This is a genomic window from Pseudomonas sp. WMBT8 (genome assembly GCF_050916005.1).
In the GTDB taxonomy this organism is placed as follows: domain Bacteria; phylum Pseudomonadota; class Gammaproteobacteria; order Pseudomonadales; family Pseudomonadaceae; genus Aquipseudomonas.
This window is the reverse complement of record NZ_CP188096.1, coordinates 4,000,939-4,013,245: the sequence shown is the minus strand read 5'-3', so window position 1 is coordinate 4,013,245 and position 12,307 is coordinate 4,000,939. Positions and strand designations below refer to the sequence as shown.

At 62.6% G+C, this 12,307-nt stretch carries 9 protein-coding genes; 6 read left to right on the top strand and 3 right to left on the bottom strand.

Going from position 1 to position 12,307, the window contains the following annotated elements; genetic code table 11:
* The first annotated feature begins 130 nt into the window (after positions 1-130).
* Positions 131-3,541 carry a hypothetical protein gene (locus ACO77H_RS18045; protein ID WP_432754389.1) on the top strand — a complete coding sequence of 1,137 codons (3,411 nt, stop codon included), beginning with the start codon at positions 131-133 and terminating at the stop codon, positions 3,539-3,541.
* A 55-nt stretch (positions 3,542-3,596) separates the two neighbouring features.
* Here ACO77H_RS18045 and dsbG read toward each other — a convergent pair whose 3' ends face one another.
* From dsbG to dsbD, 3 genes are read right to left on the bottom strand one after another with little or no spacing between them, the layout of a single operon-like run.
* Complete coding sequence (gene dsbG, locus ACO77H_RS18040; protein ID WP_169952544.1) at positions 3,597-4,358, bottom strand: thiol:disulfide interchange protein DsbG; 762 nt, start codon at positions 4,356-4,358, stop codon at positions 3,597-3,599.
* A complete protein-coding gene (locus ACO77H_RS18035; protein ID WP_170042838.1) occupies positions 4,334-5,203 on the bottom strand; it encodes a TlpA disulfide reductase family protein in 870 nt (289 codons plus the stop codon). Before ACO77H_RS18035 ends, dsbG begins: the two co-directional genes overlap by 25 nt.
* Positions 5,203-6,933 carry a protein-disulfide reductase DsbD gene (dsbD, locus tag ACO77H_RS18030; RefSeq protein ID WP_432754388.1) on the bottom strand — a complete coding sequence of 577 codons (1,731 nt, stop codon included), beginning with the start codon at positions 6,931-6,933 and terminating at the stop codon, positions 5,203-5,205. The genes ACO77H_RS18035 and dsbD overlap by 1 nt, the downstream gene beginning before the upstream one ends.
* 170 nt (positions 6,934-7,103) lie before the next feature.
* Here dsbD and ACO77H_RS18025 point away from each other — a divergent pair, with 170 nt between their 5' ends.
* The 5 genes from ACO77H_RS18025 (at position 7,104) to ACO77H_RS18005 (ending at position 11,872) form a co-directional block, all read left to right on the top strand.
* Positions 7,104-7,784 (top strand): response regulator, encoded by a 681-nt coding sequence (locus tag ACO77H_RS18025; protein WP_169952538.1) that lies wholly within the window; start codon positions 7,104-7,106, stop codon positions 7,782-7,784.
* On the top strand, positions 7,784-9,103 hold the full coding sequence (locus tag ACO77H_RS18020) for an ATP-binding protein (protein ID WP_169952536.1): 1,320 nt from the start codon (positions 7,784-7,786) through the stop codon (positions 9,101-9,103). Before ACO77H_RS18025 ends, ACO77H_RS18020 begins: the two co-directional genes overlap by 1 nt.
* A gap of 123 nt (positions 9,104-9,226) precedes the next feature.
* Entirely contained in the window at positions 9,227-10,000 is a 774-nt protein-coding gene (locus ACO77H_RS18015) for an N-acetylmuramoyl-L-alanine amidase (RefSeq protein WP_169952534.1), read from the top strand.
* 155 nt (positions 10,001-10,155) lie between these two features.
* Positions 10,156-11,568 (top strand): aspartate aminotransferase family protein, encoded by a 1,413-nt coding sequence (locus ACO77H_RS18010; RefSeq protein ID WP_170042841.1) that lies wholly within the window; start codon positions 10,156-10,158, stop codon positions 11,566-11,568.
* A 79-nt stretch (positions 11,569-11,647) separates the two neighbouring features.
* Positions 11,648-11,872 carry an MbtH family protein gene (locus ACO77H_RS18005; RefSeq protein WP_032862749.1) on the top strand — a complete coding sequence of 75 codons (225 nt, stop codon included), beginning with the start codon at positions 11,648-11,650 and terminating at the stop codon, positions 11,870-11,872.
* The last annotated feature ends 435 nt before the right edge of the window (positions 11,873-12,307 follow it).

Below are 12,307 nucleotides of genomic sequence, written 5' to 3'. Positions count from 1 at the left end.
CGCATTGTCGGTGTGTGAACTGTCAATTCTGACAGTAGGCAAGGCTTGTATTCCAAGCGTTAGATAACAGCAGTTTTTGGCCTGGCGGTCAGGCCTGCTGGTTAACTTTCCCTGGACTGGAGGTCCTGTCATGGTTAAAAAAACTGCGCCCCAAAGTTCGTCACCGGCCGCTGCCCAGCCCCTTGTTGAAGCCACCGTCGAATTACCCTATCCGCAGATTCAATACGCCGCCAACAACAACATCCTGTATCCCATCGACGCCATCGACGGCACGCGCGCAACTATTGCATTTGCCGGGATGGGCGCGACACCGGTGACGTTGTACTGGGCCATCCGGGATCAGGACGAGCCGGTGTTCGAGCCGATTGTGCGAACAGGCAGTACCACTGGCAGCATTGACATTCCCATTCCATGGCAGTGGGTCAGTACCTGCATCGGGCATACCGTGTTGATCTGGTACACAGCGTCTGTGGGCGGTCAACTCAAGCAGTCGCTGGTGCTGGAACTGGAGGTCCAACAGATCCGCGAGCAGGACCTCCAGGCATCGCTGCCGGTGTTTGCCCATGCGCAATACATCCATAGCACCTGGCAACTGGATATGAAGGCATTCAGCGGCGATGAGACCATCAGGGTCAAGGCGTGGCCGATGATCCAGGCCGGGCAGCGGCTGTTTATCAATGTGGCAGGCGATCAGCACAAGCCGCCGTTCGCGTTTAGCTGGGTCGCTCGGGACCATGTGGTGACGGCCGCCGAGGCCATTGCCGGGCATATCTTTGAGTTCAAGCTCGCGCGCAGTTGGATGGCACGGCGCGAGGACTACTCGGCCCTGACCATCCACATGGCCGTGATCTTTGATGGCACCTCACCCCAGCCGCCGGTGCCGGTTGATCCGATCTACGAAACCCAGCTTCCGGAAAACGCCCACGAGTTTCATCCCCGTACAACCGTGCTGTTGTTTGTGGATGCGTCGTTGCACTTGCCCGAACCGAAATTGGTCGAGGCGCAAGGCCAGGCTGAGGTGGACCCGCTCAAATTGCTGGAGGGCGCAACGGTACGTGTCTGTTACGAGGATATGCGCAGCACTGACAGTATCTCCCTGTGCTGGGAATCGACCCACGGCGATTGTGCCCCTATCCCCCCACAGAACGGTATGGACGAAGGCTGTATCGACTTCCATATCCCGCCGCAGTTCGTGGGTATGCGCCTGGATAACTTCGCGAATTTCAGCTACACCGTGACCCGTGATGGCGGCGAGCAAGCGTCGCCTGATGGCGTGGTCTGGATCCCGCTGCCGTCCAACCTGCCCCGGCCGCAGATCCTCGAAGCCCCGTTCAACAGCCTGGACCTTGGGCAGATGTGCTGTGATGACCCGGTCACGATCCATGTTGCGCCTTGGCCATTTATCGGCACCACGCAACGTGTGCAGCTGTATATCGGTGGTGTCTACCCGGATGGCTCAAAAGCCCGGCTGTACCTTTTTGATGGGGAGCCGGTCAGTGAAGAGGATATTCGCAACGGTTGGACCCGGACCTTGCCCCGGGCCGAACTGGCGGCGCTCAAGCATGACAGCGAGTTGTACATCCTGTTCAGCGTTGAGTTTCTGCCACCCAGGGATTCGCGGCCGGTCTATCGTGCGTTTCCTTCGCTGCTGGTGAACCTGCTCACCGAACCGCACCTGGAGTTGCCCAAGCCCCATCTTGTCGAGGCGGTGGACTGCGGCGCCGACGGCTGGATCGTCAACCCGGTGAACACGCAGGACGGCGCGCATATCCAGGTGGCGTACGAGCGTATGTGCCCGGGGGATATGGTTTGCCCCACGTTCATCGGCACGCCTGGGCCTGGGTCGCCGGGGCTGGAGTGTCGCGTTGTGGCGCAGGGGGAGCAGAGCCTGGTATTCGCCGTTGCGCCGTCGGCGATCAGCGCCAACCTGCGCCAGCAGATATTGCTGGGCTACAGCGTGTCACGTGTGTGTGGCGGCGAATGGGAGTCGCCGCCACAAAAGGTGCATGTCCTGGATATCAGCGGCCTGCCCAACCTGGCGGTGGAACAGGCGACGGGCAGCACCCTGGACCTCAGTACATTCGGCGGCGATGCTAGCGCAACGGTGGTTGCCTGGCCTTACATTGCCCTGGGCCAGCCCTGCTGGTTGTGGGTGACCGGAGAGTTGGAAGACGGCAGCCCATACAGCTTTGAGGTGCTGGAGGGGGTACCGGTCACCGAACAGTGGTTGAACGGTGTCGAGGCGCCGTTACCGCGCCACGAGCTGCAAAAACTGGCGGATTGCAGCGCCTTTGAAGTGCATTTTGCGGTGAATTTCAACGGCCAGCTGGACAAGGACAGTGCCCACAGATTCCCGGTATTGCCTCTGGACATCGCACAGGAGGGGCTGGAGCTCAAGGCGCCCACGGTGTGCGAAGCGGTGGGCACCCAGCTCACGGTTTACAACGGCCGGGATGGCGTGACGGTGCGCGTGGCCTACGCGCTGATCAACCCTAGTCATACAATCAGTGTGTGCTGGACGCGCACAGACGGTACTTGCCTACCACTGATGTCGAAGCCTGGCAGCAGTGATCCAGGCTACGTGGATTTCCATATTCCCCGGGAAGCAGTGATCCATGGGATCGGCAAGACGGTGAAGATCAACTACACCGTCACCAGTCTGTGCAAAGTGGCAACTTCCCCGGACCTCGACCTGCAGATTAGTGTGCCCGTACGTTTGCCGACGCCGGTGGTGCCGCAGGCTACCAACAACATTCTGGATTTGCGCACTTTCAGCGCCGATGCGGACATTACCGTGCAACCCTGGTGGTTTATCTTGCCGAACCAGAGAGTCTGGCTGCGCGGGATTGGGACCAGGGAGGATGGCAGCCCGTACATTTTTAATGTTTACCTGGGCAAGGTCGTGACGGAGGCAGAAGTCAGCGTCGGGCTCAAGCAAGCGTTGAGGCGAATCGAGCTTGAGCTTTTGAAGGATCTCAGCACCTTGACGTTCACCTGCAAAGTCACTGCTGATGGAAGCAGTCAGGAAAGTACGGCGGTGGTGTTTCCGGCGTTGCAGCTGCTGTTAAGTAAGGCATTCTCCGACCACACCGACTTCGATCCTGCCGGCAAAGGCTGGAATGGCTGGAACAGAGGACCCGGTGCCACCAATCCTGGCGATCTGGTGCTCAAGCTAGGTGCTGTGCCTGGAGCGGCGAACGGGTATTTCTTGCAGGACTGGGGGTACACCGATACCAGCGATCCAGCCACGCAGCGTGTGAAACTGTTCAAGGACTTCAGCGGGCTGCAGGTGGGGCGTTCCTATCGGTTCAGTGCGTGGATCCGTGATATTCCGCTGTTAGTGAACAGGCCGCGCTTGATCCTCACGGCCCAGGGGGTGCCAATCTCAGCGGAAATGTTACCTCCTGCCACCTGGTACTTGCTCCAGGGCGTGTTCCAGGCCAAGGCCGCTACGGTGCGGCTCACCTTGGACAACCTGCAGATGGGGGGGGGGCCGGGCAATGACTACGACGTGACTGGCTTGACTGTGACAGAGATGTAAGCTGCGCAACAAGGCCTCCAACCGTTGGAGGCCTTGTCCGGCCAGCGTCGAGCGATTATTTCGGGCCGAGGATTTTCCCCAGTTTATCCGGCGACGGCGCCCCTTGCTGTTGCTGCAACTGGCCCTTGTCATCCAGGTAGAAAATCGCCGGGGTGGCCGACAATTCCAGCTCTTCCATCAACTTCATATTGGCATCGAGCTTGGCCTGGATCTCGGCCGGGATCTTGGCCAGGGCCTTGAGCTTGCTGGCTTTGCCCGCAGACTCATGTTCTTGCAGGGCCTGGGCCGTGTCTTTACTGGCCAGCAGCGCCGCCGATTTGCCGGGGCTGTCCTCGCGGATGATCCCGACCATGATGTGGCGCAACTGCACCTTGCCGGCCTTGACCCAGGGCCGCGCCTGTTCCCAGAACATGTTGCAGTACGGGCAGTTGGGGTCGCTGAACAGGTAGACGGTGCGCGGCGCGTTTTTATCGCCATCCTGGATCCAGCTGCTCTGTTCCATCTTGGCCCAGATTTCCTTGGCCATCGGCGCGTAGACCAGTTTTTCCAGGGGCGCGGTGCTCAGGTCATTGCCCTTGGCGTCGTACAGGTTGCCGGCCAGCACGTGCTGGCCGTCGGCGGTCAGGTACAGCGCCATGCCACGGTTCTGGTACTGCGCGGCATAGCCCTTGAGCCCGCCCGGTGCATCGAAGCTGCCGATGATCTTGGCGCCCTTGGCTTCGATCTGTTTGATCGGCGCCGGCCATTCTTCGGCGTGGGCGAGGTTGGCGGCGAGTGCCAGGGGCAGCAGGGTCAGCAGGTGGCGGAGGCGGGGCATAAGGGTTTCCTTGAAGGGGCCGTCTTGGCGGCGGTCGAGTCCGTGGGGTCGAAATATTCCATGGCGCGGGCCAGGCTGGCCTGGGACAGCTCGCCCAGGTGGCTGTTGATCAGCCGGCCATCGGCTTGATAGAAGAGCGTGGTCGGCAGCGCCATCGAACCCACGGCTTGGCCCAGGCGGCCACTGGCGTCGAACAGGACGTTGTCCAGGTTCAGGCCCTGGGTGGCCAGGTAGGTGCTGACGCTTTGCATGCTTTCGGCCTGGTTGACGAACAGGAAGGTCACGTCAGGCCGTTGTTTCTGGGCGTTTTCCAGCACCGGCATTTCCCGCCGGCAGGGCGGGCACCAGGTGGCCCACAGGTTGATCACCAACGGGCCGCCCTGGTAGTCGGCCAGTTGCACGGTTTCGCCATCGGCGTTGCGCAGGGCGATATCCGGCAGGCGCGTGCCTTTTTCATAGATGTTCAACGAGAAACTGGCCAGCGCCCAGAACGCCAGGCCACTGACCACGCCGGCGGTCAGCGGCTTGCGCAGGGCCGGGCGGCGCCAGCTCCAGAGCAGGGCGGCGATGATCAGCACGATCACCCCCGGCCAGACGAGAAAGCCGCCGTCGCGCAGGTCGACAATTTGTAGCGGGTCATCGCGGTAGTACGACCAGTACATCAATACAAAACCGATGCGCGCGCTGAGCATGCCCAGCAGGAACAGGCTGAACAGCACCGACTCGGGGTTCTCGCCGCCACGCTTGGCCACGCGCCAGCCCACCACTGTGGCGAGGACCAGCGCACTGATCAGCAGCAGATGGTTCAAGGCAATGGCAAAGGTGCCGATGGTCAAGGTCAGCATCAGGGTGCGTCCCGGGTCTGGGTCCAGCGTTGCAGGAAGGCTGCGGCGTCCACTTCGCCAGTGATGCGCTGGGCGCGGCGCTCTGCACCGTCCGGGCCGATCCATACAAAGCTCGGTGGGCCGGGGACTTTGTAGCGGCCCAGCAGCTCACGGCTGGCGGCGTTGTCGGCGGTGACGTCCAGGCGCAGCAGGCGCACATTTTTCAGGGCCTCCATGACTTCGGGTTTGCCGAACACCTGTTTTTCCATGATCTTGCACGACACACACCAGTCGGCGTAGTAGTCCAGCAGCACCCACTGGCCCTGGGCCTTGGCGCTGTCGAGCTGGGTTTGCAGGGCTGACGGGTCGTTGATGGTGGTAAAGCTGTCATGGGCGGTCGGCGCGCCGGCCACCGGCGAGCCACCGAACACCTTGAGCGGTTGCCACAGGTCATCGCTGCCACCGGCTGCGCCGATCACCAGGATCGCGCCCCACAGGCCCAGGACCAGGGAAACTGCGCCCAGTGCCTTGGCGACCAGCCCGTACTCGCGGGCCAGGCTCCAGCCGCAGTAGGCCATCACCAGTGCCAGCACGCCCCACAGGCCGAGCCACAGGCTTTCGTCGACGACCGGGCGGATCATCAACACGGCGGTCGCGAGGAACAGGAAGCCAAACACGCCCTTGAGCACATTCATCCAGGTGCCTGGCTTGGGCAGGAAGCGATTGCCCACCGTCACCAGCAACAGCAAGGGCACGCCGATACCAATGCCCATGGCAAACAGGATCAGGCCGCCGTGCAGGGCATTGCCGCTTTGTGCGATGTAGAGCAGGGCGCCGGCCAGGGGCGCGGTCATGCACGGGCCTACCAGCAGGCCGGACAAGGCCCCGAGCACGCCGGCGCCGACCAGGCTGCCGCCGTTTTGCCGACGGCTGGCGTTGTCCAGGCGATCGCGCAGGAAGGCCGGCAGTTGCAGTTCAAAGAAGCCGAACATTGGCAGGGCGAGGATCACAAACAGCGCGGCGAAACTGCCGAGGATCCACGGGGTTTGCAGCAGCGCAGCCAGGTTGCTGCCGGCCAGCGCGGCCAGTACGCCGAGGGCGGCATACACCAGCGCCATGCACACCACATAACTGGTGGCCAGGGCAAAACCACGGCGTGGGCTGGCACCGCTGCCCACTACCAGGCCGGCGAGGATCGGCAGCATCGGCAGCGAACACGGGGCAAACGCCAGCAGCAGGCCCAGGCCGAAGAACACCAGCAGGCTCCAGCCCAGGCTGCGTTGTTGCAGGCCGCTGGCCAGGCTTTCATCCTGGGCCTCGGCGGTGGCGGCCACGGCGGGGTTGCCGCCCAGGTCGACGGTGAGCGATTGCGGCGGGTAGCACAGGCCGGCATCGGCGCAGCCCTGCCAGCCCAGCTTGACCTTACCGGTGGCACCGGCCGGGAGTTTCACTTCCAGGCCCTGGCGGTACACCTGTTGCTCGCCGAAGAACTCGTCGCTATGGGCCTCGCCCTGGGGCAGCACGGGCTGTTCGGCCAGGCCTTCGAATTTCATGCGTTGCTGGTACAGGTAATAACCGTCGGCAATCTGCCAATACAGCTGGGTTTCACCGGACTCCAGGCGCTCGGAGGTAAAGGTAAAGGCCTTGCCTACCGGGAGGAACTCGGCTTTGGTCTCGAACGGATTGTTGCCAGGCGCGGCCTGGGCCAATCCGGTGAACAACACCAACAGGAAGATAAACAGATGCCGCATGGTCAAGCCTTAGTTCGATGCAAGTGGGCACACAATGTGTGGCGCTGATTAACCGATGATTAACCGGGCTATTCTAGAGTGTAGGGATTTTCAAGGCGCGCATCTTTTGCCGGCATAATGCGTGCTTAATCCGCCCTCCTTTAAATCAGCATTTTTGCAAAGGGTTCAGCATGCACGTACTGGTCTGTGAAGACGATGACCTGATTGCCAGTGGCATCGTTGCCGGTCTCGGCGCCCAGGGCTTTACGGTCGAGCGCGTAGCCACGGCCGCGGCGGCGCGGGCGATGCTCAAGGCGGCGGAGTTCGACATCATGGTGCTCGACCTCGGCCTGCCGGATGAAGACGGTCTCAAACTGCTGCAGCAACAGCGCAGTGCGGGGCTGGAGATCCCGGTGCTGATCCTCACCGCGCGCGACTCGGTGACCAACCGCGTCGACGGCCTGCAAGCCGGTGCCGACGATTACCTGCTCAAGCCCTTCGACCTGCGCGAGCTGGCTGCACGCTTGCAAACCCTGTTGCGCCGGGTGGCCGGGCGCAGCGTCAACCTGATCGAGCATGGCCGGCTGAGCTACAACCCCAGCAGCCGCGAAACCTTGCTCGGCGGCCAGCCGGTGGACTTGTCTCGCCGCGAACAGGCCCTGTTGCAGGCATTGCTGCACAACCGTGGCCGGGTGCTGTCCAGCGAGCAGCTCAAGGACAGCGTCTACGGGTTCAACGATGAACTGGAAAGCAACGCCCTCAACGTGCATATCCACCACCTGCGCCGCAAGTTGGGCAACGGTATTGTCGAGACCGTGCGCGGTCTGGGCTACCGCCTGGGCCCGGCGGATACTGGAGACGACGCCTCGTGATGAGCCTGCGCCTGCGTCTGACCTTCAAGCTGGGCGCCGCTTTTGTGCTGATCTGGGCGCTGGCGGCGGCCTGGATGCTCAACGACCTGCGCAACCAGATGATGTTTTCCCTGGACCAGCGCCTGGTGGCCTCGGCGCGCATGGTGGCCGGGCTGATGGAGCAGATGCCGGGCCTGGCCAGCGTGGGCGAGGGCAAGCGTTTTGGCGCCGAACAACTGAATGTGCCCGGTGGCATGGCGTGCCAGGTCAGCTCGTTGCGGGGTGAAGTGCTGGCCCGCAGCCACACCACGCCGGATCAGGGGTTGGAATCGCGGCAAAGTGGCTTTCGCGACCAGATCATCGACGGCGCTGCCTGGCGCAGCTTTACCCTGGCCCGGGGTGATTTGTTCATCACCACCGCCGACCGTCAGGTGGAGCGCGAGGCGCTGAACATGTCGATCCTGCTGGCGGCCTCAGTGCCGGTGGGCGTGGCCTTGCTGGGTTGCCTGTGCCTGTTGTGGCTGGGGATCGGCCAGAGCCTGGTGCCGCTCAACCGCATGCGCGATGCCTTGATGCGGCGCAGTGCCGACTCCCTTGAGCCGTTGCAGATTCACCCGTTGCCCAGCGAGCTCAAGCCGCTGCTCGACACCCAGAACCAACTGTTGCAACGCATCGCCAAGACCATCGAGCGCGAGCGCCGGCTGACCGGCGATGCCGCTCACGAGCTGCGCAGCCCGCTTACGGCCATCAAGACCCACCTGCAAGTGGCACGCATGACCGACGGCGCCGCCCGCGATCAATCCCTGGCCCATGCCGAGGAGGGCGCCGACCGCCTGCATCGCACCCTTGAGCAGTTGCTGCTGTTGGCGCGGGTCGAGGGCAGCCTGTCGTTTGATGACGGTTTGCAGTCCAGTGCCGAACAGGTGGCGCGCCTGGCGATCCAGGACGCCAACGCCGGCGACAACCGCCGCATCGACCTGATCCTGCCGGACAACCTGCCCCAGGATCCGGTGGAAATGCCCGTGGGCCTGGCGGTGGCGGCCTTGCGTAACCTGCTGGATAACGCCCTGCGCCATACCCCGGCCGATACGCGGGTGGAGTTGAGCGTGTTCACCCAGGGCAATCAAGTGGTGTTTCGCGTGCGCGACCATGGCGCGCCGATCTCCAGCGAAGACCTGCAACACCTGACCCAGCGTTTCTGGCGCAATGGCAACAGCGGCGGTTGTGGCCTGGGCCTGGCCATCGTGCAGGCGATTGTCCAGCGATGCTCTTGTTCCCTGGCCTTCGACAGCCAGCCCGACGGCCTGCGGGTCGACCTGGGGATGCCGCTGCGGCGCTGATCCTTGCTTGCATACACATAACTACCGCCATCCTGGGGCCCGACGCTTCAGGATGGCGGCAATTTTTGTGTTTGCAGGTTTGCCGGCTGAATGACTCAGCCTGTATTGAAAAGGACAGCGCCTATGTTGGTCATCGATTCCACTTATCCAGCCAAAGATTTTAATCAACGCAATGGTGAAGCCGTGCGCCAGGTGGTGGTGCATTACACCGCCGCGCCCTTTGCCTCCTCCCTGCGCACCCTGACGCAGCAGGGTGTCAGTGCCCATTACCTGTTACCCGCCCCCCATGAGGCCAGCTATCGAAGTGCCGGCTACGACGAATTGCGGGTGTTCCAACTGGTGGATGAACGCCAGCGCGCCTGGCATGCAGGCGCCAGTCATTGGGCGGGTCGCGATAACGTCAACAGTCGCTCCATCGGCATCGAGATCGTCAACCTGGCCCGCGATGAGGGTGGGGTGTTTACCTTTCCTGCCTATGATCCGCAGCAGATCGCCGTGCTGATCGCGCTGCTGCGCGACATTTGCGCCCGTCATCCGCAGATCGGCGCCACCGATATCGTCGGCCATTCGGATGTGGCGTTCTGGCGCAAGAGTGACCCGGGGCCACGCTTGCCCTGGCACGGTTTGTTCGAAGCGGGCATTGGCGCCTGGTTCGATGCACAGGCCAAAAGTGCCTATGAGCGGCGCTTTCGCATGGGGTTGCCCCAGGAGGTGGAGGTCGAACGGGCCTTCCAGCGCTACGGCTACGCCCCGGCGAAAAACCGCCAGGCGTTCCAGCAGCGCCTGCGTGCGTTCCAGATGCACTTCCGGCCCGCCGATTATCGTGGGCAACTGGATATCGAGACCTGCGCGATTCTGTATGCACTGAATGAAAAGTACACCAGTGCCGGCGAGTGACCGGCCATTTGCCGGTTTTTCACTGAGCCGGGTGTAAATCCTCACGCCGCTGAAGCGTTTCCAGAACAGGAAATCCGTGCGCACGCCCTTTGGGGGCCAGACGTCAACGGGTTGGCAGTTTGGTCACCATCATCAGCGTATTGAGGGATCTAGAGATGTCAGTCGCTACCAGTCGCATTGAAGATTTGCAGGTGTCGGCCAGCCCGACGCCTGCGGAAGCGCTTTACCAGTTCGATGAATCGCCGCTGCTGGCCCGCCAGCGCCAGCAGGAATCCAATGCCCGCAGCTACCCACGGCGCATTCCCCTGGCGCTCAAGCGGGCCAAGGGTATTTATGTCGAGGACGTTGAAGGTCGCAGCTTCATCGACTGCCTGGCCGGAGCCGGCACGTTGGCGCTGGGGCACAACCACCCGGTGGTGATCGAAGCGATCCAGCAGGTGCTGCTCGACGAGTTGCCGCTGCATACCCTGGACTTGACCACGCCGGTCAAGGACCAGTTTGTGCAGGACCTGTTCGGCCTGCTGCCAGCGGAACTGGCGCGGGAGGCGAAGATCCAGTTTTGCGGCCCCACCGGCACCGACGCGGTGGAAGCCGCGCTGAAACTGGTGCGTACCGCCACGGGGCGCAGCACGGTGTTGTCGTTCCAGGGCGGTTATCACGGCATGAGCCAGGGCGCATTGAGCCTGATGGGCAGCCTGGGGCCGAAAAAGCCGTTGGGTGCCTTGCTGGCCAATGGCGTGCAATTCTTGCCATTCCCTTATGACTACCGCTGCCCGTTCGGCCTGGGTGGGGCAGAGGGAGTCAAGGTCAACCTGCACTACCTGGAAAACCTGCTCAACGACCCGGAGGCCGGCGTTTTGCTGCCGGCGGCGGTGATCGTCGAAGTGGTGCAGGGCGAAGGCGGCGTGATCCCGGCCGACCTCGACTGGCTGCGTGGCCTGCGCCGCATTACCGAGCAGGCCGGCGTGGCGTTGATCGTCGACGAGATCCAGAGCGGGTTCGCTCGCACCGGCAAGATGTTTGCCTTTGAACATGCCGGCATTGTTCCGGATGTGGTGGTGTTGTCCAAAGCCATTGGTGGCAGCTTGCCGCTGGCGGTGGTGGTGTATCGCGAGTGGCTCGACACCTGGCTGCCGGGCGCCCATGCCGGGACCTTCCGCGGCAATCAGATGGCCATGGCGGCCGGCTCGGCGGTGATGCGCTACCTCAAGCAACATAACGTCGCCGACCACGCGGCGGCCATGGGCGAGCGCCTGGCTGAACACCTGCGCATCCTGCAGCGGGACTTCCCGCAACTGGGGGATATCCGCGGGCGCGGCCTGATGCTCGGGGTAGAGCTGGTCAACCCCAACGGCACGCCCGACGTCCAGGGCCACCCGCCGGTCCATCGGCAATTGGCGCCGCTGGTGCAACGCGAATGCCTCAAGCGCGGGTTGATCCTGGAGCTGGGCGGGCGCCATGGCGGCGTGGTGCGTTTCCTGCCGCCGCTGGTCATCACCGGGGCAGAAATCGACCGCGTGGCAGAGATCTTCGGTCGGGCTTTGGCAGCGGCTGTGGCGAGCCTCTAATTTTCCTGCACCGCTATACGTTCCTACATACATCAGCCACGCGCAGTGCGTGGCAGCCTTTAAGTGACGGAGAACCGCAATGACCTCAGTATTTGACCGCGAAGACATCCTGTTCCAGGTGGTGGTCAACCATGAAGAACAGTACTCCATCTGGCCCGACTACAAGGCCGTGCCAGAAGGCTGGCGCACCGTGGGTAAAAGCGGGATGAAGAAAGAGTGCCTGGCCTATATCGAAGAAGTCTGGACTGATATGCGCCCGCTGAGCTTGCGCCAGAAGATGGATGCGCAGGTTGTTGCTGGCTGAACACAAGCAAATGTGGGAGCTGGCTTGCCTGCGATGGTCGTTAACGATGACGAATGAATACCAGATACTCTGATGTGTTCTTTCGGGCGTCATCGCAGGCAAGCCAGCTCCTACAGGGGAAAGCAGCTTCGCGCTCTGGCTTTGCTGTTGCTCTGCTTTTGATCTGGCTTTTGATCTTAGGCGCCCCGTTAAACCACGCTGGCCGCAGGCAGGTATTGCGTAGTGGGCACCCCGGCAGGATGCCGGGGTAGCCGCGACACGGCCATGGATGGCCGATCGCGGCGGGCCCACGGAGCAATGCCTGACTGCGGGCATGCCGAGCCTAGGCGAGGCACCGAGTGGTGGGGCAAGAGTGTTTTGCTTACTTTTGCGCTTTACAAAAGTGAGCCGCCGTAAGGGCGGAACCCTAAGCCGCCGTGACCGCAGCAACGGATA

Bases quoted from the DNA above. Each gene is read 5' to 3' on its own strand.
- ACO77H_RS18045 (WP_432754389.1), top strand. From the start codon at position 131: ATGGTTAAAAAAACTGCGCCCCAAAGTTCGTCACCGGCCGCTGCCCAG.
- dsbG (WP_169952544.1), bottom strand. From the start codon at position 4,358: ATGCCCCGCCTCCGCCACCTGCTGACCCTGCTGCCCCTGGCACTCGCC.
- ACO77H_RS18035 (WP_170042838.1), bottom strand. From the start codon at position 5,203: ATGCTGACCTTGACCATCGGCACCTTTGCCATTGCCTTGAACCATCTG.
- dsbD (WP_432754388.1), bottom strand. From the start codon at position 6,933: ATGCGGCATCTGTTTATCTTCCTGTTGGTGTTGTTCACCGGATTGGCC.
- ACO77H_RS18025 (WP_169952538.1), top strand. From the start codon at position 7,104: ATGCACGTACTGGTCTGTGAAGACGATGACCTGATTGCCAGTGGCATC.
- ACO77H_RS18020 (WP_169952536.1), top strand. From the start codon at position 7,784: ATGAGCCTGCGCCTGCGTCTGACCTTCAAGCTGGGCGCCGCTTTTGTG.
- ACO77H_RS18015 (WP_169952534.1), top strand. From the start codon at position 9,227: ATGTTGGTCATCGATTCCACTTATCCAGCCAAAGATTTTAATCAACGC.
- ACO77H_RS18010 (WP_170042841.1), top strand. From the start codon at position 10,156: ATGTCAGTCGCTACCAGTCGCATTGAAGATTTGCAGGTGTCGGCCAGC.
- ACO77H_RS18005 (WP_032862749.1), top strand. From the start codon at position 11,648: ATGACCTCAGTATTTGACCGCGAAGACATCCTGTTCCAGGTGGTGGTC.